This window comes from Halobacterium salinarum DSM 3754 (assembly GCF_008124605.1).
Taxonomy (GTDB): domain Archaea; phylum Halobacteriota; class Halobacteria; order Halobacteriales; family Halobacteriaceae; genus Halobacterium; species Halobacterium salinarum.
The window spans coordinates 142,097-163,564 of record NZ_VRYN01000001.1 but is presented as its reverse complement, the minus strand read 5'-3'; the positions used below and the strand labels follow the sequence as shown (position 1 = coordinate 163,564).

At 68.9% G+C, this 21,468-nt stretch carries 25 protein-coding genes; 11 read left to right on the top strand and 14 right to left on the bottom strand.

Translation table 11 applies throughout. The features are described 5' to 3' along the window. Positions 1-20 precede the first annotated feature (20 nt). From APQ99_RS00820 to cruF, 3 genes are read left to right on the top strand one after another with little or no spacing between them, the layout of a single operon-like run. A complete protein-coding gene (locus APQ99_RS00820) occupies positions 21-1,559 on the top strand; it encodes a phytoene desaturase family protein (RefSeq protein WP_010903230.1) in 1,539 nt (512 codons plus the stop codon). 6 nt (positions 1,560-1,565) lie between these two features. Beyond that, on the top strand, positions 1,566-2,393 hold the full coding sequence (locus tag APQ99_RS00815) for a prenyltransferase (RefSeq protein ID WP_010903229.1): 828 nt from the start codon (positions 1,566-1,568) through the stop codon (positions 2,391-2,393). Then, positions 2,386-3,225, top strand: a complete 840-nt coding sequence (gene cruF, locus APQ99_RS00810; RefSeq protein ID WP_010903228.1) for a bisanhydrobacterioruberin hydratase — start codon at positions 2,386-2,388, stop codon at positions 3,223-3,225. Before APQ99_RS00815 ends, cruF begins: the two co-directional genes overlap by 8 nt. Positions 3,226-3,232: 7 nt before the next feature. On the opposite strand, the gene APQ99_RS00805 is transcribed toward cruF, so the two are convergent. After that, complete coding sequence (locus APQ99_RS00805) at positions 3,233-4,201, bottom strand: phytoene/squalene synthase family protein (RefSeq protein ID WP_010903227.1); 969 nt, start codon at positions 4,199-4,201, stop codon at positions 3,233-3,235. Positions 4,202-4,349: 148 nt separating this feature from the next. On the opposite strand from APQ99_RS00805, the gene APQ99_RS00800 reads away from it, so the two are divergent. Then, a complete protein-coding gene (locus APQ99_RS00800; protein ID WP_010903226.1) occupies positions 4,350-4,841 on the top strand; it encodes a hypothetical protein in 492 nt (163 codons plus the stop codon). Between the two features lie 5 nt (positions 4,842-4,846). Here APQ99_RS00800 and APQ99_RS00795 read toward each other — a convergent pair whose 3' ends face one another. The 4 genes from APQ99_RS00795 to APQ99_RS00780 all read right to left on the bottom strand — a co-directional run bounded on the left by APQ99_RS00795 (position 4,847) and on the right by APQ99_RS00780 (position 8,073). After that, positions 4,847-5,215 carry a hypothetical protein gene (locus APQ99_RS00795; protein WP_010903225.1) on the bottom strand — a complete coding sequence of 123 codons (369 nt, stop codon included), beginning with the start codon at positions 5,213-5,215 and terminating at the stop codon, positions 4,847-4,849. 34 nt (positions 5,216-5,249) lie between these two features. Then, positions 5,250-6,872 (bottom strand): GTPBP1 family GTP-binding protein, encoded by a 1,623-nt coding sequence (locus APQ99_RS00790; RefSeq protein WP_010903224.1) that lies wholly within the window; start codon positions 6,870-6,872, stop codon positions 5,250-5,252. 74 nt (positions 6,873-6,946) lie between these two features. Then, positions 6,947-7,558: an HAD family hydrolase gene (locus tag APQ99_RS00785; protein WP_010903223.1), complete on the bottom strand. Its 612-nt coding sequence runs from the start codon at positions 7,556-7,558 to the stop codon at positions 6,947-6,949. 29 nt (positions 7,559-7,587) lie between these two features. Next, a complete protein-coding gene (locus tag APQ99_RS00780) occupies positions 7,588-8,073 on the bottom strand; it encodes a J domain-containing protein (protein WP_227970881.1) in 486 nt (161 codons plus the stop codon). 76 nt (positions 8,074-8,149) lie between these two features. Here APQ99_RS00780 and APQ99_RS12475 point away from each other — a divergent pair, with 76 nt between their 5' ends. Beyond that, positions 8,150-8,311, top strand: coding sequence for a hypothetical protein (locus tag APQ99_RS12475; protein WP_010903221.1), 162 nt, complete (start codon positions 8,150-8,152; stop codon positions 8,309-8,311). Here the strand turns inward: APQ99_RS12475 and pyrF are convergent, their stop codons facing one another. From pyrF to APQ99_RS00765, 3 genes are all read right to left on the bottom strand, one after another. After that, positions 8,312-9,115: an orotidine-5'-phosphate decarboxylase gene (gene pyrF / locus APQ99_RS00775; RefSeq protein ID WP_010903220.1), complete on the bottom strand. Its 804-nt coding sequence runs from the start codon at positions 9,113-9,115 to the stop codon at positions 8,312-8,314. Positions 9,116-9,210: 95 nt separating this feature from the next. After that, the gene (locus APQ99_RS00770) at positions 9,211-9,594 is read right to left on the bottom strand and encodes a hypothetical protein (protein WP_010903219.1); all 384 of its coding nucleotides are present in this window, start codon (positions 9,592-9,594) and stop codon (positions 9,211-9,213) included. After that, positions 9,584-10,039, bottom strand: a complete 456-nt coding sequence (locus APQ99_RS00765; RefSeq protein WP_010903218.1) for a DUF2240 family protein — start codon at positions 10,037-10,039, stop codon at positions 9,584-9,586. Before APQ99_RS00765 ends, APQ99_RS00770 begins: the two co-directional genes overlap by 11 nt. A gap of 86 nt (positions 10,040-10,125) precedes the next feature. On the opposite strand from APQ99_RS00765, the gene APQ99_RS00760 reads away from it, so the two are divergent. Beyond that, positions 10,126-10,500: a 30S ribosomal protein S8e gene (locus APQ99_RS00760; RefSeq protein WP_010903217.1), complete on the top strand. Its 375-nt coding sequence runs from the start codon at positions 10,126-10,128 to the stop codon at positions 10,498-10,500. Between the two features lie 83 nt (positions 10,501-10,583). Here APQ99_RS00760 and APQ99_RS00755 read toward each other — a convergent pair whose 3' ends face one another. After that, positions 10,584-12,812 (bottom strand): CDC48 family AAA ATPase, encoded by a 2,229-nt coding sequence (locus APQ99_RS00755; RefSeq protein WP_010903216.1) that lies wholly within the window; start codon positions 12,810-12,812, stop codon positions 10,584-10,586. Between the two features lie 181 nt (positions 12,813-12,993). Here APQ99_RS00755 and APQ99_RS00750 point away from each other — a divergent pair, with 181 nt between their 5' ends. Together APQ99_RS00750 and radB are read left to right on the top strand one after the other, a co-directional pair. Further along, positions 12,994-13,761 carry a sugar nucleotide-binding protein gene (locus APQ99_RS00750; protein ID WP_010903215.1) on the top strand — a complete coding sequence of 256 codons (768 nt, stop codon included), beginning with the start codon at positions 12,994-12,996 and terminating at the stop codon, positions 13,759-13,761. A 100-nt stretch (positions 13,762-13,861) separates the two neighbouring features. Further along, complete coding sequence (gene radB, locus APQ99_RS00745) at positions 13,862-14,572, top strand: DNA repair and recombination protein RadB (RefSeq protein ID WP_010903214.1); 711 nt, start codon at positions 13,862-13,864, stop codon at positions 14,570-14,572. A gap of 7 nt (positions 14,573-14,579) precedes the next feature. Here radB and APQ99_RS00740 read toward each other — a convergent pair whose 3' ends face one another. The 4 genes from APQ99_RS00740 to htr1 all read right to left on the bottom strand — a co-directional run bounded on the left by APQ99_RS00740 (position 14,580) and on the right by htr1 (position 18,397). Further along, positions 14,580-14,771 (bottom strand): DUF7333 family protein, encoded by a 192-nt coding sequence (locus APQ99_RS00740; protein WP_010903213.1) that lies wholly within the window; start codon positions 14,769-14,771, stop codon positions 14,580-14,582. 52 nt (positions 14,772-14,823) lie between these two features. After that, positions 14,824-15,966: a CBS domain-containing protein gene (locus APQ99_RS00735; protein WP_010903212.1), complete on the bottom strand. Its 1,143-nt coding sequence runs from the start codon at positions 15,964-15,966 to the stop codon at positions 14,824-14,826. Between the two features lie 101 nt (positions 15,967-16,067). Beyond that, on the bottom strand, positions 16,068-16,787 hold the full coding sequence (sop1, locus tag APQ99_RS00730) for a sensory rhodopsin I (protein WP_010903211.1): 720 nt from the start codon (positions 16,785-16,787) through the stop codon (positions 16,068-16,070). Continuing rightward, positions 16,787-18,397, bottom strand: coding sequence for a sensory rhodopsin I transducer Htr1 (gene htr1, locus APQ99_RS00725; RefSeq protein WP_010903210.1), 1,611 nt, complete (start codon positions 18,395-18,397; stop codon positions 16,787-16,789). Before htr1 ends, sop1 begins: the two co-directional genes overlap by 1 nt. A 248-nt stretch (positions 18,398-18,645) precedes the next feature. On the opposite strand from htr1, the gene APQ99_RS00720 reads away from it, so the two are divergent. Beyond that, on the top strand, positions 18,646-19,077 hold the full coding sequence (locus APQ99_RS00720; protein ID WP_010903209.1) for a universal stress protein: 432 nt from the start codon (positions 18,646-18,648) through the stop codon (positions 19,075-19,077). Between the two features lies 1 nt (position 19,078). Here APQ99_RS00720 and APQ99_RS00715 read toward each other — a convergent pair whose 3' ends face one another. Then, a complete protein-coding gene (locus APQ99_RS00715; RefSeq protein ID WP_010903208.1) occupies positions 19,079-19,522 on the bottom strand; it encodes a hypothetical protein in 444 nt (147 codons plus the stop codon). Positions 19,523-19,651: 129 nt separating this feature from the next. Here APQ99_RS00715 and APQ99_RS00710 point away from each other — a divergent pair, with 129 nt between their 5' ends. Next, positions 19,652-20,653, top strand: coding sequence for a DUF7490 domain-containing protein (locus APQ99_RS00710; RefSeq protein WP_010903207.1), 1,002 nt, complete (start codon positions 19,652-19,654; stop codon positions 20,651-20,653). After that, positions 20,650-21,006: a hypothetical protein gene (locus APQ99_RS00705; protein ID WP_010903206.1), complete on the top strand. Its 357-nt coding sequence runs from the start codon at positions 20,650-20,652 to the stop codon at positions 21,004-21,006. The genes APQ99_RS00710 and APQ99_RS00705 overlap by 4 nt, the downstream gene beginning before the upstream one ends. Positions 21,007-21,468: the final 462 nt, after the last annotated feature.

The following is a 21,468-nucleotide window of genomic DNA, read 5'->3' as shown; positions in this document are numbered from 1 at the left end:
GTCCGGCCCACGGCACTGCCATGGACGAACTCGCGGGGACATCGGTGGCGGTCATCGGTGCCGGCTTCGGGGGGCTCTCGACGGCCTGCTATCTCGCCGACGCCGGCGCGGACGTGACCGTCGTGGAGAAAACCGACCAGATCGGCGGCCGTGCGAGCACCCTGGAACGCGACGGGTTCCGGTTCGACATGGGGCCGTCGTGGTATCTGATGCCGGACGTCTTCGAGGAGTTCTTCGCGTCGTTCGACAGCCACCCCAGCGACTACTACGGGTTGACGCGCCTCGACCCCCACTACCGCATCTTCTTCAAGGACAACGAGGGGCGGCGGCCGGGCCGGGACGCCCCCGGCCTGAACGTGGACACCGACGGCGACACCATCGACGTGACGCCCGACCGCGAGCAGGTCAAGCAGGTGTTCGACGCCTACGAGCCGGGCGCTGGGGACGTGCTCGACGACTACCTCGCGCAGGCCAAGGAGAACTACGAGGTCGGCATGGAGCACTTCGTGAAGACCGACCGCCCCCGGGTCCGGGACTGGATGGACCCGAAGCTCGCGGAGTACGCCCGCGGCCTCACGCTGCTGGGGTCGATGCAGGACCACGTCGAGCAGTACTTCGACCACCCGAAGCTCCAGCAGGTGATGCAGTACACGCTGGTGTTCCTCGGCGGCTCCCCGGACACCACGCCGGCGCTCTACAACCTCATGAGCCACGTGGACTTCGGGCTCGGCGTCTACTATCCGGAGGGCGGCATGGGGGGTGTCGTCGACGGGATCACGGCCCTCGCGCGCGAACTCGGCGTCGAGTTCCGCACCGGCCACCCGGTGTCGGCGATCAAGGGCCGCCGGGGGGGCTTCAAGCTGGACACCGAACCCGGTGACGCCGTGCTCGCGGACGTCGTCGTCTCCGACGCCGACTACGCCCACACCGAACAGGCGTTGCTCCCCGCGCAAAAGCGCCAGTACGACGCCGACTACTGGGACGCCCGGACGTACGCGCCGTCGGCGTTCCTGCTGTACCTCGGCGTCGAGGGCGACGTGGAGCCACTCGCCCACCACACCCTCGTGTTGCCGTCCGACTGGGACACGCATTTCGCGCAGATCTTCGACGACCCCGCGTGGCCCGACGACCCCGCGTACTACCTCTGCGTGCCCTCGAAGACCGACGACACCGTTGCGCCCGACGGGCACAGCAACCTCTTCGCGCTCGTTCCCGTCGCCCCGGGGCTGGACGACACCCCGGCCGTCCGTGAGTCCTACCGCGACCTCGTGCTCGACGACATCGCCGAGAACACGGGCGTCGATCTGCGGGACCGCATCGTCGTCGAGGAGCGGTTCTCGGTTTCGGAGTTCGCCGACCGGTACAACAGCCACCAGGGCACCGCGCTCGGGCTGGCGCACACGCTGCGACAGACCGCGCTGTTCCGCCCGCCACACCGGTCGACCGCCCTTGACGGCCTCTACTTCACGGGCGCGAACACGACCCCCGGTATCGGCGTCCCGATGTGTCTGATCAGCGGCGAAGTGACCGCCAACAACGTGCTCGCCGACGCGCGCTGACACACCATGTTCCGGTATCTGTTCGTGTTGTCCCGGCCGCGGTTCTGGCTGTACCTCGCCGGCCCCGTCTTGGTCGGCGTGTCCTACGGCGCGACCACCGTCGGGGAGCTGTTCAGCGCGCCCGCGGTGGTGCTGTTCAGCTACTTCCTGTTGCCCGCGAACATCTACCTCTACGGCATCAACGACGTCTTCGACCGCGACGTCGACGAGACGAACCCGAAAAAGGACGGCCGGGAGTCGCGCTACCGGGGCGGGGCCGCAGTCGCGGTCATCGTCGCCGTCTGCGGGGTGTTCCTGGGGTTCGTCGCCGCCCCGCTGCCGGCCGAGGCGTGGCCGTACCTGGCTGCGTGGTTCGTGTTGGCGACGGAGTACAGCGCACCCCCGCTGCGGTTCAAAACCACGCCGGTGTTGGACTCGCTGTCAAACGGCCTCTACGTGCTGCCGGCCGCGGCCGCCTACGCCGGCGTCTCCGGCACCCACCCGCCGCTGCTGGCGGTCGCGGGCGGCTGGCTGTGGGCGATGGGGATGCACACGTTCTCGGCCATCCCCGACATCGAGCCGGACCGCGCCGCCGGCATCCAGACCACTGCGACCGCGCTGGGCGCGGACCGCGCGCTGGCGTACTGCGCGGGCATCTGGCTGCTGTCGGCCGCCGTCTTCGCGCTCGTCGACGTCCGGTTCGGGCTGTTGTTGCTGGCGTACCCGGTGTTGGTGTTCGGGATTCGCCGCCTCCAGGTGGCCGTCGGGCGCGCGTACTGGTGGTATCCCGCGGTGAACACGCTCGTCGGCATGGTGTTCACGCTGGGCGGACTCTGGGGGGTCGTGCATGGCTGATCGCGCCCGCGTCGAGGCCCGCCTCCACGAACTGGTCGCCGCCTACCGCTTCGAGATCGCCGTGGTGTTCCCCGTTGTCGGCGCGGTGACGCTGCTCGCCTCCGCCTGGGGGTGGCTGCCGCCCGCGCTCTCGTTCAACCCCTACTTCATCCTGTTCGGCACCGTCGTGATGCGGCTGCCGTTGGTCGCCGGGCTGGCCCCGCTCGTTGACCGGCGCGCCGCCGTCGCGGTGGCGGTGCTCACCGCCTACGCCTTCGGCATCGAACTGCTCGGCGTCACCGCCGGCTGGCCGTACGGGGAGTTCGCGTACCGCATCGAACTCGGGCCGATGCTCGCCGGGAAGGTGCCACTGGGGCTGCCGGTGTTTTTCTTCCCACTGGTCGTCAACAGCTACCTGCTCGTCGTGTTGCTGTTGGGGCCGCGCGCCCGCAACCGGCTGCTGCGGCTGGCCGCCGTCGCCGCCACCGTCGTCTGGATGGACGTCGTCCTCGACCCGGCGGCCGTCGGCCTCGGGTTCTGGCGGTACTTCGCCGGCGGCCCGTACTACGGCGTGCCGCTGTCGAACTACGCGGGCTGGGTGCTGTCGGCGGTCGTCTCCGTGAGCCTGCTCGACTGGGGGTTCTCGCGGGCGGGCATCCAGGCGCGGGTCGCGGACTGCGAGTACCTCCTCGACGACCTCGTGAGCTTCGTCATCCTCTGGGGGACGGTGAACCTCGCGTTCGGCAACCTCCTCCCCGCGGCCGCCGCGGCCGCTCTGGGCGTCGGCTTGCTGCAAACCGACCGCTTCGACTTCGCCGTGCTGCGTGATCGCGGCCCCGGCACGCGGCAGTAGCCCCGCGCTACCGTGACGGCGTCGGCTGCGGATCGCCGTGGCGGCGGCGGCTATCGCCGGTTTCCGCCAGTCCCGTCGCCCGATAGAACACCGCCTCCGGGCTGGAGTTCAACGCCCACAACGCCCGCGTTTTCGCCACCAGCCAGAGCTTCCGCGGCGTCGACAGCGACGGCGTCGCAGTGAGCACGTCGCAGTCCCGCTCCCGGATGGCCCGGTGGTGGTCGGCGTACAACACGGCCGACACCAACACCGCGAACTGGCAGTCCTCGGGGAGGTATTCGATGCCGGCGACGCCCGTCCGGTATTTGCGCTCGGTGTACGCCAGCTCTTCCCGCATCGCCTCCCGGAACCCCGCATCCACCGTGCGTGCGCGGAGCTGCTCGACGGTCACGCCGTGGTCGGCCCGCGACTCCGCGGGGAGATAGACGCGGTCGTACTCGTGGACGTCCTCGGCGACATCCCGCAGGAAGTTCGACAGCTGGAACGCCTCCGCGAGCGCCGCGGCGTGGGGAGCCGCCGTCTCCGGCTCCGCGACCTCCATGACGTCCATCATCATGTAGCCGACCGCGACGGCCGACCCCCGCATGTACTCCTCGAGTTCGGCGTGTGACTCGTAGCGCGTCTTCTCCAGGTCGGCCTGCATCGCGTCGATGAACGTGTGGATGTCCTCGTCGCTGATGCCGTGGCGGGTGGCCAGCTCCCGGAACGCAGCCAGCACCTCGGTGTCGGCGGCGACCGACTCGGGGTCGCGGGCCCCCAGTGCGGCCGCCCGGATCCCCTCCAGCTCCTCGCGTTGCACGCCCGGATCGCGATCCGCGGTCGTGTCGACCACGTCGTCGGCCACGCGGAAGAACGCGTAGAGGACGTACGTGGCGTGGCGCACCCGCGTGGGAAGCAACCGCGTCGCGAGGTGGAACGTCTTCCCGGTGCGGCGCTGTATCGCCTTACTCGTCGTGATGTGTGTTTTCTCGACCATGTAGCGGACTCCCCGCGGCACGCGGGCTGCTGGCGCGCCCCGTCGTCATTGCACGTGCGTATGCGTTGAGAGAAGAAAAAACACGGTGCAAGCTGCCCGGTCGTCCGCCTCCAAACGACTGAAGGCAACGCAACACCGACATCCGCGCATGCAGCGAAAGCCTGTTCCGCCGGCACCGTCCTCGCTGGCGGCTGTGGGGGACGTCCGCGACGCCACCCCGCTCGTGCCCAAACCCGAGGACGACTGCTGTCGCCGCCTCATCGAGCGCGCCGGCGTCGAGGACCGCGGCACGGCGTCCGCGTGGCTGGTGTTCCTGTCCGCGGTCGGCGTGCTCGTCGACGACGACGCCGGATACGCCCGCCGCGGCGACGTCGGCGTCGACGACCGCGAGGCGCTCGCCGCCGGGTTCCGCGAGAACGTCTTCCTCGGCGGCGACGTCGTGGACGCGCTCGACGACACGCCGGCACAGCCACGCGACGTTTTCGACGCCGTGCGCGAGCAGGTCCCGCCCTGGGAGCGCGCGAAACGCGACAACTGGCAGGCGTTCTGGACCGGTCGCGTGCGCCGCCGCCTCGACTGGGCGGCGCTGTTCGGGCAGGCGGTTCGTGTCGACGACACCCCCTGTTATCGGCGGGCGTGAGCGCGCTACGCCACGTACTGGCGGGTTCGCGCGTAGAACACGGCCTGCCCGGCGAACACGCCGGCGGTGGCCGCGGCCGCGATCGTCACCGCGGCGCTGTCCGCCACCGCGAGCGCGGCGTACCCGCTCGCGACCCCGGCGACGGCTGTGCTGGTGGCCGCCAGCGCGCCGTCGATGATCTGGCGGCGGCTCGACGCGCCCGCCTCGTAGGCCGCTCGGTCGAGGTGCGTGCTCGTTCGTGCGAGCGACGGCATGGCCGCGGCGAGCCCGAGCACGAGCGCGGACGCCGTCCGCAAGCGCACCGACAGCGCCCCCGCGACCACGCCCGCCACCACCACGCCGACCGCGAACTCCAAGGTGTTTCGGCTGCTCATACGCGGCCTGGACGCCGGAGGCAGGAAAACCCCGTCACTCCACGACATCGGTGACCGTGCCCACGCCCTTGCTGGACCCCTCACGGAAGACGAACCGCTGGCCTTCCTCCACGAGATACGGCCGGAACTTGAACCGGACGCGGGTGTGGCCGGCATCCCCGGGCAGCAGCTGGCCGTCCGCGGGCGTGAACCGCGCGGCCTCCCCGATGGTTTCGAGGTGCACCACGGGCTCGTAGCCGGCGTCGATGCGCGTGGGGTGGTTCAACACCATCACCTCGGCGTCGAACGCCCGGACCGGCGTGGGGTCGGCGTCCCCCGGCAGCAACACCATCCCGCGCTCGATCGCCTCCTCGCTGACGCCCTTCAACGCGATCCCGACGATCCGGCCGGCCTGCGCGCTGTCCACGCGGTGGTAATGCATCTCGATCGACCGCACCTCAACGGTCCGGAAGCTGCCGTTCGGAAACGGCCCCAACAGGAGCGTCTCCCCGTCCTCGACGGTCCCCGATTTCACCGTGCCGGACGCGACAGCGCCCACGCCGGTCACGCTGTACGTGCGGTCGACGTACATCCGGAACGGCCCGCTTGCCGCCGTGGTCTTCGGGAGCCGCGCGAACAGCTCATCGAGGACCGCGAGTCCGTCCCCGGTCACCGCGCTGGTCCGGACGATCGGCACCACGCCGTCCCCGAGCTCGTCGACGGCGGCGTCGACGCCGTGGCGGGCGACCGGCAGCGGCGCGCGCTCGGTGCGCCGGAGCAACGCCTCGACCTCGCGCTCGACGGCCGCAACCCGGTCGTCGTCCACGAGATCCGTCTTCGTCACCGCGACGATGGTCGGCAGCTCGGTCGCCAACAGCACGCCCATGTGTTCGCGCGTGGTCTTCGTGGGACCGTCGTCGGCGGCCACCGTCAACAGCCCGTAGTCGAGTTTCTGGCCGACCAGCCCGCGGATGGTCGTCGACAGCCACGGCTCGTGGCCGACGGTGTCGACGAACGACACCACGCGGTCGGCGGCCTCCACGACCGCCGCGCGCTCGTCTTTCCGGTCGGGGTTGCGCACCCGCAGCGGGCCGTCGCCGTCGAACCCGTAGACCCCGTAGGAGAGATCCGCCGACAGCCCGCGCTCGACCTCGTGGGGCTGGACGTCCAGGAACCCGCGCGTGGCACCGTCGCCGTCGTCGGCGTCACCGGTCACGAGGCTGCCCACGAGCGTCGACTTCCCGTGGTCGACGTGGCCGGCGGTGCCGACGATGATGTGGTCGTCGCCGGCCGCAAGCCCGTCGCCGTCCTGCACCGTCGCGACGCCCACGATCCCGTCGGTGCCGGCGGGCGCGTCACCGACGCTGTCGATGCCCCACGTCTGTACGTCCGCGATGTGTGCGCCCGCCTCGTCGGCGAGCAGACTCAACACGTCCATGGTCTCGGCGAACGTCGCCTGACTGACGCCCGCCAGCCCGCCGTCGTCGGTCACCCCGAGCACGTATTCGGCCTCCCCGTCCCCCGACAGAATGCGGTGGCGGAGCTGTGCTGTGAGACTCTCCAAGCGCCCCTCGGCGAGGTGGATGTCACGACTGAACCGCTCTTTGAACTCGACGCTGCCGCCCTCCTGTTCGCCGCGCTCCAGTGCGGCGGCCAGTCGGGCGCGGTCGCGTCCCATGCCCTGGGGTTAGGCGTTACCGACCAAAAGCTTTCTCCGAGTGACACCCCGTCCGGACGCCACACGCACCCCTCTCACTGCGGCCAGTCGATCCGGTCGACGGCGTCGGCGAGCGTCCCGCCGTCGTATCGCACGCCACGCCACCCCGCGCTCGCCGCCCCGTCGACGTCCGCGTCGGAATCCCCGATGAGCGCGTACCCGTCGGCCGGCAGGCGGCGCTCGGCCAGTGCGAACGGCTCCGGCGCGGGCTTGTGTGCGCCCGCCTCGTACGCCGTCACGACCGCGTCGACGTGGCCCGCCAGCCCCGCGGCGGCGAGCTTTGCGCGCTGCCACTCCGGCACACCGTTGGTCAACACGCCGACCGGATGGGCCGCCGCCACGCGTTCGAGCGTTGCCGCCGCGTCCGGTGTCGGCTCGGTCGCCGCCACCTCGGCGTCCAGCAACGCGCCCACCGTCTCCTCGACACCGCACTCGAACTCCGTCTCCGCACGCACGTGCTCGACGCCGCCCCGGTACGGCGCGGGCGCACACGCCTGGAACCGCTCGACGAACCCGTCGCCGTACGCCTCCAGCCACGCCCGTGGACTCTCACCGGCCACCCGCTCGAAGGCGTCCTCCAGGGCAGCGGTGACCGACGGCTCGGTGTGAATCAGCGTCCGATCGAGATCGAAATAGATCGCGCGCACACTCCCCCTACACTCCCGGGACGGTAAACCTACGCGTCCCCCTGGAGCCGCTCGTAGGCCTCGTTCACGCGCGCGAACGCCTCAGTGTCCCCGCCCCGGTCCGGATGCAACTCCTGTGCCTTCTCCCGGTAGGCCGCAGTCACGGCCTCCTCGTCCGCGCCCGGCTCCAGGTCCAACACCCGGTAATCGGAGCGCCGCGGCTGGTCGTCGGCGACGCCGTCGGTGAACTCCCGGTTCCCGCGTGACTGCTGGCGGTCCCGGGACCGCCCCCCGCGTGGCCCGGTGCCCGCGGTCCGGCCACGCCGCGCCGACCGCGCCCGCCCCGCCTGCCGGCGGAACGTCCGCCGCCGAAGCCGCCCGGAGGCGTGGTAGTAGAACAGCCCTGCAACCCCGCCGAACGGCACCGCAACGGACAACGCAACCGGGCTGTACAGCACTGCGAGCACACCGAAAACGACGCTGCACACGCCGAACACGACCGCCAGCCCCCACACGAGACTCCGATTGGGTCGCACACCGGGTCGTACGCAGTCCACCATCAAGGGTGTTTGCCTCCCCCACGGTTACGCCCGCCCGGCCCGTACACCCGGTATGAGCGTGACCGGCGTCTGCTCGATCTGTCGCGCCCCGGGTGCACAGCGGGTCTGTGACCGCTGCGGGAGCGTCGTCTGTGACACCCACCACGACGCACGCGGCGTCTGCACTGACTGCGCTCCCGACGCGGGCGACCACCCGGCTCCGGGCCGCCGCTGACTACCGGTGGCGGTTCAGGCGCTCGCGCAGCGTCCGCGCCGCGTCGCCGGCCGCCGCCGCCCACGCTGAGCCGTGTTCGCCCGCGAAGATGACGCCGCGCGTCGAGTTCACCAGCCCGACGCCGTCGTCGTTGAGCCCGTACTCCACGGCGGCCTCGGCGTCGCCGCCCTGCGCGCCCACGCCCGGCACCAGGAACGGCAGCTCCGGCACGCGCTCCCGGATGGCCTGGAGCTCGTCGGGCGCGGTTGCGCCCACCACCAGCCCGACATCCCCGTACTGGGCGTTCCACTCGGCCGCCCGCTCGGCGACGTGCTCGTAGAGCCGGCGGTCGTAGGCCGCGAGTTCGAGATGCTGGAAATCCATCCCGCCCTCGTTGGAGGTGCGACACAACACGAACACGCCCGCCTCGTCCTGCGTGAGGAACGGCTGCAGGGCGTCCTCCCCGAGGTACGGGTTGACGGTGATGGCGTCGACGTGCGCCAGGATCTCGGCGTACTGGCGGGCCGTGTTCCCGATGTCCGCGCGCTTCGCGTCCAACAACACGGGCACGCCCTTGCCGTGGGCGTACGCCACCGTCTCCCGGAGCGCGCGCCACCCGTCGCTGTCCTCGTAGAACGCCGCGTTCGGCTTGAACACCGCGGCGTGCTCGTGGGTCGCGTCGATGATGCGGCGGTTGAACGCCCACCGCGGCAGCTCCGCGTCCTGTACGTCCTCCGGAAGCCGCTCCATGTCCGGATCGAGACCCACGCTCACCACCGAGTCAGCCGCCTCGATGCGGGCCCCGAGTTCCTCGACGAAGCTCATACGTTCGCGTGCCGGCAAACCCGCAAAAGCGATTCGCTTCCGCACGGACCGAAACCACAGCGTTCGTCCTGCACCGCGTGCCCGCCAGCCGACACTCAGTCCTCGCGGGCCGCGACCGCCGCACCGAGCACGTCCAGCGCGCGCTTGGTCGCCGCCCCGGACGCGACGAACACCACGAGGCGCGCGGGGTCGCTCGCGACCGGCCGCGCCCGCAGCCCGGCGTCCTCGGCGGCCGCGTCGGCGGCGTCCAGCCCGCTGAACACCGCCACCCGGATCCGCTCGGGCTGCACGAACACGCGCGCCACCACCGTCCCGTCGTGGGCCACGTCGTAGGCGCGCGCGCCGTCGGCCGTCGGCTCCACGTCCGGCGCGGCGTCCACGACGCTCGTCCGGTCGTAGGGCGCACGCTCGTGGCCCGTCACCTCGCTCGCCAACAGCTCCGCGATGCGCGTCCCGTCCGTGATCCGGTCAGCGACCATCCAGCACGCCCTCCTGTGCCGCCTCCGCCGCACCCGACGCCGCAACGCCCTGCTGGCGCGCGTACACCACTGCCGCCGCGTCCGCGGTCACGCCCACCGCCTGCTGGAGGTCGTTGACCGCCGCCACCGTCTCCTGGCGGTCGAACCCCGCCGCAACCAGCGCGTCCAGCGCGCGCTCGAAACCCGACCGCTCCTGGAACAACGACGCGTCCGGCACGAACCCCTCGGGGATCTCGACAGCGCCGGGATCGAACGTCGCGGCCACGTCCCCGTCCGCGACCCGCTCGACGAGCCCCTCCGCGTCCGCCATGTCCAACAGGCGCTTGGCCTGATCGGCACTCATCCACTCCCGGTCAAGGGACAACGCCACCACGAACGCCTGCTCGGCGACCTGCGTCCGTCCCTTCTGCTTGAACGGCGCGGCCGTCGCAACCCGGAGACTCATGGCTGCGCGTAGCGCCGGCACGCGCCTAAACCCTGCGTTGTCGCCTAACCGAGCCTTTCAAGTGCGTCCTGGTGTTGGTCTCGGGTATGCAATACCAAGGCCGTTCGAAGCGCTCGAAGACGGGCGCGCGACTCCGACCGCGCTCGAAGAAGTCGAAAAGCGAACTCGGCCGCGAACCCACCGAAACGACCGTCGGCGAACCCCGGTTCCGAACCGTCGACGTGCGCGGCGACGCCGAGAAAGTGCGCGTGCTCTCCACGAACGTCGTGAACGTCGCCACCGACTCCGGCGCCGAACGCGCCACCATCGAGGACGTCAGCGCCAACGACGCCAACCCCAACTACGCCCGCCGAAACATCATCACGAAGGGCGCAATCATCGAAACGGACGCCGGCACGGCCCGCGTCACCTCCCGCCCCGGCCAGGACGGCCAAGTGAACGCCACCCGCGTCGACGAGTAGCTGGTCTTCTCAGGGGGTGCCGTATTCGCATCGCCCAGCGCAGCCTGTCGCGACCGCACGGCGGAAACACGCCGCCGTGTCGGCTACTGGAAGCCGATGTGCTCGCTGCCCTGGCGGCTGTTCACGTTGGGGCCCTGGCTGCCCTTGAACTGGTCTTCGACCTGGTCGTAATACTCCATGAGGTCGTCGGTGATCGTCGGCCGGACGTTCTCCATGGCCGCCCGGAAATGCGCCATGCCGACGTCGTCGGCGTCCTCGTCGTCCCGGAGCGCCTCGATGGCTGCCTCCCGGGCGATGTTCGCGAGGTCGCTGCCCACGTAGCCGTCCGCGCGCTCGGCGAGCTCCCGAAGCGAGACGTCCGCCGCCAGCGGCGTGTCCTGGGTGTGGATCTTCAGGATCTGCTCGCGGCCCTCGATCCCCGGCTGGCCGACCTGTACGAGGCGGTCGAAGCGCCCGCTGCGGATCAACGCCGGGTCGATGATGTCCGGGCGGTTGGTCGCCGCGATCACCATCACTTCCTCCATCTCCTCGAGGCCGTCCAGCTCGGTCAACAGCTGGTTGACGACGCGCTCGCTGACGTTGTTCCCGCCGGTCTGCCCGCGGCCGGGCGCGAGGCTGTCCAGCTCGTCGAAGAAGATCACGGTCGGCGCGACCTGGCGGGCCTTCCGGAACGTCTGGCGGATCGCCTTCTCGCTTTCGCCGACCCACTTCGACAGCAGCTGTGGCCCCCGCACCGAGATGAAGTTGGCGTTCGTCTCGTTGGCGACGGCCTTCGCCATCAGCGTCTTCCCGGTGCCCGGCGGCCCGTACAGCAACACGCCGGCGGGCGGCTCGACGCCCATCCGCGTGAACTTCTCGGGCTGGTTCAGCGGCCACTCAACGGACTCCTTGACGTTGTTTTTCGCCTCCGTGAGCCCGCCGACGTCGTCCCACGTGATCTTCGGCAGCTCCACGAGGACCTCCCGCATCGCGGACGGCTCCACCTCGCTGAGCGCGCCCTTGAAGTCCTCGCGCTTGACGATCATGCGGTCGATCAGGCTCGGCGGGATGTCCTCCTCGTCGAGATCGATCTCCGGGAGGTACCGGCGCAGCGCCCGCATCGCGGCCTCCTTGCTGAGGCTCTCGATGTCCGCGCCGACGAACCCGTGGGTGTCGTCGGCCAGCGTCGAGAGGTTCACGTCGTCGGACAGCGGCATCCCCCGGGTGTGGATCTTCAGGATCTCCTCGCGCCCGATCTCGTCGGGGACGCCGATCTCGATCTCGCGGTCGAAACGCCCCGGCCGCCGCAGCGCGGGGTCGACGGCGTCGACGCGGTTGGTCGCCGCGATGACGATGACCTGCCCGCGGCCCTCCAGGCCGTCCATCATCGTCAACAGCTGGGCGACCACACGGCGCTCGACCTCGCCGGTGACGTCCTCGCGCTTGGGCGCGATGGAGTCCAGCTCGTCGATGAAGATGATCGACGGCGAGTCGTCTTTGGCGTCCTCGAAGATCTCCCGGAGCTGCTGCTCGGATTCGCCGTAATACTTCGAGATGATCTCGGGACCGGCGATCGAGAAGAAACTCGCCGACGTCTCGTTGGCGACGGCTTTCGCCAGCAGGGTCTTCCCGGTGCCCGGCGGCCCGTGCAGCAACACCCCCTGTGGCGGTTCGATGCCGAGCTTCTGGAAGATCTGGGGGTGTTTCATCGGGAGTTCGACCATCTCCCGGACGCGCTGAATCTCGTTTTCGAGGCCGCCGATGTCCTCGTACGTGATGCCGCCGCCGGTGCGCTCGAAGCCGCTGATCGGCTCCTCGCGCAGCTCGACGTCGGTGTCCTCGGTCACCAGGCAGACGCCCTCAGGCTCCGTTTCGACGGCGATCAATGGGATCGCCTGGCCTGGGGATCGCATGAACGGGTGGTTCGTCGAGGACATCACGGGAACGATGTCGCGGGCGACGACCGGCCGCTTGAGGATCTGGCGTTTGACCATGCCGGCGGCGTCACTGCCGAACTGCACGCTCGCTTCCTCGGGGGGTGCGAGGACGAGCGTGTCCGCTTTTTCCGCGTCGGCTTTCCGGATCTTCACGCGCTCCCCGATGCCGACCTCGGCGTTCTGGCGCGTGAACCCGTCGATCCGGATGGTGTCCGTGTTCCAGTCTTGGCGGTCGGCTCGCCAGACCTTCGCGGCCGTGGTTTCGGCCCCCTCGATTTCGATGATGTCTCCCGGGCTGAGTTTGAGATGCAACAGCGTGTCTGGATCGAGGCGCGCGATCCCCCGTCCCGAATCGTTGGGGTAGGCTTTCGCGACCTCCAGTTGGACTTCGTTCATGGTTGGAGACTCCGGGGTTGGTTTCGAGTGCGGCGGCCCAACAGAAGTACTTTCTGTCAACCGCCACGCACTCGTCCGTGTGAATAACTATTAAGCGATGGGTGAAAGATGTACCGGATTCCACCGCCGCCACCCGGGCCTGAGAGAGAACTTTTTACAGTTGCAGTTGTGGACGTGAGGTATGGACGCGCTCGTCGTCGGCGACACAGGCCCGCTTGACGCCGCCCTCGCCGCACGCGCCGGCGTCACGGCCACCTCACACCCGACCGAATTCGACGTGTTCGCCGACGACCCCGCTGCCCACATCGCCGCCCACGACCCAGACACCGTCATCGTCACCGCACCGGTCCACACCGCCGACGTGCCGATCCCGGCGTACGTCGACGCCGTCAGCGCGCTCGTCGACGCCTGCGCGGACCGCCGCCTCGTCTACGCGTCCACCGGCGCGGTGTTCGACGGCACCGACGGCGACTACCGCCCCGACGACGTTCGCACGCCCTGCGACGACACCGGCCGCCGCATCCAAGTGTTCGAAGACCACGTCGACCGCCACGACACCGACAACGGCGTCGTCCTCCGGGTCAGCAGCTGCTACGCGACCGACCCGCTCACCCCCCAGCTCGCCGCCGCCCGGGATGCCCTCGACGGCGGCGCCTGTCAACGCCACGACGACGTCTATCGGAGCCCGGTCCACGTCACCGACGTTGCCGACGCCATCACGGAGCTCGCGGAGACCGACCACACCGGCGTCTTCCACGCCCCCGGGCCGCGGCTCAGCGTCTACGAACTCCACGAACGCGTGCTGTCTGCCCTCGGCGTCGACACGACCGACCTCACGCCGGCCGCCGTCCCCAGTGACACGGAGATCGCCCGCGACCGGTCGCTCGCGGGCCCGCGTTTCACCGAGCTCCTCGACGCCACTGTCAGCCCGCCCCAGGACGCCGTCTAACCGGCCTCCGGGCCGCTGACCGCGCCAACACGCCTCTCGTTCTCGCGCCCGCCGGGCATCGACCACGGGTGTTTACCCAGCGGCGCGCCAACGACATCCCGTGCGCGAGGACGACACCCACCTCCCGACCGGCTGTGGCGCACTCGACGAGCTGCTCGGCGGCGGTGTCGAGCGCGGCACCGTCACGCAGCTGTACGGGCCACCCGCCGCCGGCAAGACGAACGTCGCGCTCACAACCGCCGTGACCACCGCCGCCGCCGGCGGCCTCGCCGTCTACGTCGACACCGAAGGCCTCTCGCTCGCGCGCTTCCAGCAGCTACTGGAGGCGCGCGCCACCGACCCCGAGGCGGCGTCCGCGAACGTCATCGTCTCCGACGCCCACGACTTCGACGAACAGGCCCAAGCCGTCCGCGACACCGCCGACTTCGCCGACCGCGCGGACCTCATCGTGGTGGACTCCGTGACCGGGTTCTACCGGCTGGCCCGCGGCGGCGACGACACCACGGGCGACGCGCTCCGCCAGGTCGCCGACCAGATCACACACCTGCTGTCGCTGGCGCGCAAACACGACCTCGCGGTCGTCGTCACGAACCAGGTGTTCACCGACGTCGACAACGACAGCGACCGCGCCCGCCCGCTGGGCGGCCACACGCTCGCACACTGGACGGGCACCGTCCTCCGGCTCGACCGGTTCCGCGGCGGCACCCGGCGCGCGACGCTGGAGAAACACCGCGCCAAGCCCGACGGCGAACACGCCCAGTTCCAGATCACTGACGGGGGCATCGACGCCGCCAGTGCCGACGACTACTGACGGCGCGTCACCCCGTGATGCGGTGCTCGCCGTGTTTCATGCCGATGAGAAACGAGATCGCCGCGAACACGATCATCGACGGCAACACCATCATGAACATCACGCGCGCCGGCATGACGTCCGCCGCCGAGAGCCCGATCATGCCGACGGCCACGAACGCAGCGAGCAATCCGACCGCGCGTGTGAAATCAAACCTCATGCGCGATGCCCTACGACGGGCGTGCTCATATAAGCACGCCCGACGGCGGTGCCTACAGGTCGTTGAGCTTCCGGAGGAGCTGGCCCTCGTACTCCTCGTCGTGCTCGATCCCCTTGAGCTCGAGCACGTTCCGTTCGAGCTTGTCCAGGGCGACGTGGAAGGAGTTGTCCGCGCCGTACCCTTCGCCGGTTCCGGCGATCTGGCCCTTGTTCGTGCGCAGCCGGATCTGTGACTGAATCAGCGGCGTCCCGCGGAGCTTCTCCTTGTGCTTGGAGAGCCGGACGTGGGCGTGATGGACGTCCATATCCCCGTACTTCGCGACGACGTTCTCGATGCGCTCGCGGACCTCCTGGCGGGACAGCGTGTCCAGCAGGTCGATGTTCGTGATCTGCACGTCGAGGTGTTCCTCCTCGGTGTACGACAGCGCGCGCAACACGTCGGTCTTCGTGAGGATGCCGCCGACCGCGCGCTCGTCGTCGTCGGGCGTGACGATGACCCCCGAGTAGTCGTGTGCGAGCATGTCGTCGACGGCGTCCCGCACCGAGTCGTCGAAGCTCGCCGTCTTGACCGGGCTCGTCATCTCGTCGGACACCGGGAGATCGAGCAGGCGCTCGATCTCGCCGCTGCGATCCCCGACGGTGGTCTTCTCGGTGTCACGCACGACGAAATCGACGATGTCGTAGCGCGTGACGATCCCCGACAGCAGCCCGGCGTCGTCGACGACCGGCAGCCGCGAGATGCCGTGCTCGCGCAACAGATTGATCACGCGGCCCATGCTGTCGTCCTCGTCGACCGTCACCACGTGTTCGGTGTATATATCCCGGACATCGAGCGCGTCGAGGTTCGCTAGCACGGCGTCCAGAATGGCGTCCTCAGTGATCACGCCCCACAGCGATCCGGCCTCGAACACGGGCGCGATCTTCGTGCCGCCCTCGACGAGCATGCGCGCTGTCTCGCGCACGTCCTCGGTCCGGCTGACCTTCGGCGCGTCCGTGACCATGGCCGCGACCCTGGTGTCGTCGCCGATATGCGACTGGATGAGCTGGCGCTCCGTGATGACGCCGTCGTACGCGCCGGCCTCGGTGACGATGACGCCCTTGGGGTTCTCACGCTCGAACAGCGACCGCACCTTCCCGAGTCGCTGTTCGGCGTCGACTTCCACGTAGTCGTTTGCCGCAATGTCAGAGATATCCATGGACCTTCACCTGAAGAGAAGCCCACCAGTGTCTTGAACCTTGTTGCGGCTCTCAGACTGCTGGACGGAGCCGGGGTCACACCACCACCGGGGACGGCCCGTCAGTCCGCCGCCGTCGCCTCGACGGTCGCCTGCTCGGGAGCCGGCGGCGACTCCGAGTGCATGAACACGCGACGCCGCGCGTAGAAGAAATACACGTACGGCACCTTCGCGAGCACGTCCAAGAACACGTACGTGAGCGCGACGCCGGCAGCCGTTGCCTCCCCGATGCCGGCCGGGCCGAACAGCCACACCAGCGGGTACGCCAACCACAGCAGCCCGATGTGGTTTTTCAGCAGGTTGAACAGCCCGATCTGCTCGGGCACGTCGGGCACGACCCGCGGAAAGATCACGTACAGGTACGCGAACAGCGACAGGTGGAAGATCGACGACACGCCGAACAGCGCCCACTTGAGCGTGCCGTCAGTCACCACCGCCCCCGCGCCCACCGCGATCATGAGCGCGTCCGCCACCATCACACCGATGATGCTGCGACGGGACGCCCCCGCGGCGTAGCCGACGTACCCCACGAGGATCGGCGTCGTCACGAGCCAGTCGATGTACCGCAGCCCGACGATCTGGTTCCCGTTTACGATCACCGTTCCGATGTCGTACGCCATCCCCACGTAGGACAGGCCCGCGAACACGGGAATGATGGCCAGCGGCGCGAGCGCCGACTGATGCGGGGAGCCATCCAACGACCGGTACAGCAACCAGACGAACGCCACACCGACGATGAGCGCGACCGCGCCGCCGAGGTAGGCGGTTGCGACGGCGTCCATCACGCACCACCCCCGTCAGCGCCGGCACGCATGACTGGCTGCTCCACGCTACCCCCCGCAGTCTCGCTGTCCTCGGTGGCGACGGTGAACGACGCCACGCGGGACTGCAGCTGCTCGACGGCCGTGTTCTGGAACTGTTCGAGGGACGCCGCGATCTCCTCTGCGCTCTCGCGTTGCCCGATCACCGCGGACTCGGCGTCGCTCGCCAACGCCGTCGTGTCGTCGCTCAGTCCCGCGACACGCTCCACAGAGGTGGCGGTGCTTTGGACGGTTTCGGCCTGCTCGGAGGTCGTGCGCTGGATCTCGTCGATCGAGTTCGAGACCTCAGCGATGGAGTCCGCGATCGTGCGGATGTCCCGCAGCGTGGATTCGACGGTTTCGCTGCCGGACTCCACCCGGGTTCGGGTCTGCTGGATGGACGCGGTGACGTCCTCGGTCTGGGCGGTGACTTTCTCGACCACTGCGGCGATCTCGTTGGCGCGGTCCTGCGTTTCCTCCGCGAGGTCCTTGACCTCGTCGGCGACGACGCTGAAGCCATCCCCGTCGGCGTTGCCGCCGGCGCGGGCGGCCTCGATGGACGCGTTCAGCGCCAGCATGTTCGTCTGCTCGCCGATGTCCGTGATCACGTCCACGATGTCGGTGATCTCGGCGACCTGGTCGCGCAGCTGTTCGACCTGGCCGACGGCGTCGTCGACCTCGGTCTCGATGCTGGACATCTCGTCGAGCGCGGACTTCGAGGAGTCGCGGGCCGCGTCGCTGGCGGTCGCTACGTCCTCGCTGCGGGACGCCAGGTCGTCGATGGTGGCGGCGATCTCCTCGGCGGACGCACTGACCTGCTGGACGTCGTCGGCCGCCGAGTCGAGCTCCGTGCGCTGGTCGTTGGCCTGCGACTCGATCTTCGACACCGCTTCGACGGTGTCACCGGCGCTGGCCTCGATGTCGGCGCTGGTCTCGGACATCCGCTCGGTTTTGGCTTCGATCTCGTCGGCGACCGTGGTGACCGTTCGGACCGTCGCCTGGAGGTCGTCCATCATCTGGTTGAACGCGGTGCCGACCGTCTCCATCGCCTCGTGGTCGGTGTCCACGTCGACCCGTTGGGTGAGGTCCCCCGTGGCGGCGGCCTCCATGGTTTCGCCGTAGCGCTTGGCGGTGTCCTGGTAGGTGGCTGCCAGCTCGCGGGCCTCGCGCTCCGCGGCCTGGGCTTCCTGCTTGGCTTGCTCGGCCTCCTCGCGGGCCGTCTCGGCCTCGGCCTGCGTCTCTTCGAGGTCGGCGCGGGTGCGCTCCATCTCGTTCAGTCGGCCACGAAGCGACTGGCGCATCTGTTCGATGGAGTCGGCAAGCGATCCGAACTCGTCCGTTCGGGTGGAGGTCACCTCCTGTTCGAGGTTCCCGTTGGCGACGCGCTCGGTCTGTGCGGCGATCTCCTTGATGCTGGCGACGGTCTCGGCGGCGTTGATCGATCCGAGCGTGAGTAACCCGGCGATTCCGGCGACAATGGTCGAGGGGACGTCGTTTGTGGTGACGCCGACCCCGACCAGGAGGCCGGCGGTGGCGATATACCCCAGCCCGAGTTTAACGCCGTATCGACGGCGCGCCCATGCGATTGTCATAGCCACTAGTTATCAGATCCCTCCATAAGGTTGGGGCCGCAGTTCTCAGGGATGAAAACGACTGTAAGCCCTGCTACGGACAGTTGACAGCTATTGCCTGGTTCGCGCCGAGCAAGCGGCAACACTCTCTTCTTGTGGTATGTTATTTATACACATGTTTTGGGGGAGCGAAACGGACGCCGACAGCGCCAACTGTGATTACGTCTGGTAACCGCGAACTGATCTGGACGGTCCCCCAACCCTGCGACATGTACGACCGCGTGTTGGTCCCGACCGACGGATCCGAGGGCACCAACGAAGCAGTCACGCACGCAATCGACATCGCAGAACAGTACGGCGCGACGCTCCACACCCTCTACGTCGTTGAGTCGACGCGCTCGAACGAGACCCCCGACGACGACCCGCTGCACCGCGTCCAGGAGGCCGGCCAGAAGGCCGTCGATCGCATCGTCAAGCGCGCCCAGGACGCCGGCGTAACGTCCGTTGAAGCCACGGTCACTCGCGGCGTCCCCGCCACGGAGATCCTGACGTACGTCACCGAGATGGAGATCGACATCGCGGTGATGGCGACCGCCGGCCGGAGCGGCGAATCCCGGGACCTCCTCGGGAGCATCTCCGAAAGCGTCGTCCGCGAATCCCCCGTCCCGGTGTTACTCGTGAACGTCGGGGAAGCCGTCTGACTCAGTCGTCGCCCCGCTGCGGTTCGGCCCGCTCGTCCAACACCCACTGCACGAGCGCCGCCTGCACGCGCTCGCTATCGGTCGCCTCCTCGGCCGCCGCACGCACACGCTCGCTGTCGGCCAGCAGCTCCGCCTCGACGCCGCTGTGATCGGGCTCGTCGCGAACGTCGTTCAACAGCGCCTCGAAATCCTCCCGCAGGACGAACGACGCCCGCGCCACGTTGCACTTCCCGAGGGGGTTCTGGCCCATGTTGAGCACGAGATCGCGCACGACCGCCCAATCGCTGTCACAGAAGTGGATCGAGACCGACCCCTCGATGTCCTGCCACGCGATGGGGCCGCTGTTCGCCATCTCGGGCACAGCAGCCGGCGGGAGATCGATGCGGGTGACGGTGTCCGGGTCGTCGCAGAGACAGCACGGCTGCTCCGTCTTCCCCGTGTACATACCAGGCAGTACGAACGCAGGGGTCTTCTGTCTACCCGTGCCGACACCCCCCGATGGCCTCGGCCCGAAGCAATCTATTTCCCCTGCGGAACCACAAGATACTTGACTATTATCTCGGCACAGGAAACTATGGACCGCGAACGGCTGCTCGCCGTCGGCATCGCCGTCGTCGTGCTGGCGTCAGCAGTCACAGCTGTCGTGATACCCGGCGTCGTCGCCGACGCTGACCGCGACGACGTCCACCCCGGCCGCGTCGATGTCGAAGAAACGACGATCGCGGCCAACGGCACGTCGTCGGGAACCGTCGACCTCTCGACCACCGCATACCTCAGCCACCGGGGCGGCGACTCGGAGAACGTCACCGTCACCGTGCGTGCGGTGGGCTTGGAATCCGGACTGGTCGAGGCCACCCGCAGCACCGCCATCGACACCATTACTGGCGACCGTGAAGTCCCGGTCACGGTCGACATCCCGGTTGCCCGTGACGGCGGCTACCGGATCGAGACTGTGCTCCGCGCCGACAGCCAGCGCGTCGCCACGGTCTCCAAGTCCGTCCGCGGCGTCGGCAGCGTGCAGTCCGGTGGCCACATGACCTTCCACCGGTTCGGTGCCGACCTCCCCGCCGTCCAGTACTCCGTCGCCAGTGTCGACGGTGACACCACGGCCCTGGACGTGTCGACGTATCTCACGAACCATGGTGCGGCGCCCTCGGAGGACGTCTCCGTGGAGCTGGTCGTTCGGCAGGCCGACTCGAACGTGGTCGCCGCACGAACGACCATTCCGGTCGACGATGTCGCCCCCGGAGCGACGGTGACGCCCAACGCGACGGTCGACGTGCCATCGGCGTACAACTACTATCTCGACGCGGTCCTCCGACAGGACGGCGTCATCGTCGGCACTGCGCGCAGCGCCGCCAATCTCGACCCGCAAGAGCGAATCGAGGCGAACACGACCGTCCGAGACACCGGCCTGCAGGTCGAAGACTTCGAGACAACCGACAACACACAACCGGACTCCGGAACCGACCCCGAGCAGTCAGCCGGCGGCGGCATCCCCGGGTTCGGCCCGGCTGTCGCCCTCATCGCCGTCGTCGCAACCACCATCGCCGCCGCACGGAGGCAGTCAGCATGAGTGACACAGACCACGCCCAGCAGCCCACCGACACCGACAGGAACACCACGACCACCAACACCAGCGACGCCACCGGGAGTGGCCGCCACACCCGAGCGCGCGACGACACGAGCGACGTTCGTCGCCTCATCCTCCGGGGCGCGCTCGCGGTGCTCGGGTTCGTCGCCATCGTCGCGCTCTTCCAGTTCTACACCAGCACCACCGCCGTCATCAACGAGTGGGTCGGCCGCGAGTACCGCGCGCTGTTCCGCGCTGCGTTCAACCTCGTTATCCTTCTCGCCACCGGGATCGGCATCTCGCTCGTCGTGCGGAAGCTAACCGGTGACGGCAACGACAGTCGAGAACACCGATAGCGCCGGCAACATAGCCGCGCCGCAGGGAGATGTTGCTTGTTGCGCTTGGATCTGCGTCGCTACACGCTCGCTGTGAAGCGTCGGAAGCAAGAATCGCCGCGGAACACACATGCGCACGGCGCGCGGCGGCGTCGCTGTCCCGGCTGAGTGTGGGTGTAAGGTGACAGTGCCGCGAGGACTACGACTGTAAGAACAAGGTTGAACTTGCGTTAGTCGGCGGTCCAGTCGTCCTCAACGCTGCTGTTGACTATCAGACCTCCACCGTGGTCACCGGAGAAACCACTACGCAACCATTATCGGAGAAACTCCGCCCTGACGGTGGCGCAGTAACTGGAGTGACGTCTGAGCAAACCCCTGTCGTCCATGAAGTGGACCACCAGGACTGTGCTTGCGATGATCTCCGCGACGACTTCCCCTGATGGCCGTGTGTGAGAACGGGACGGCGAGAACTACCAGAGTAGG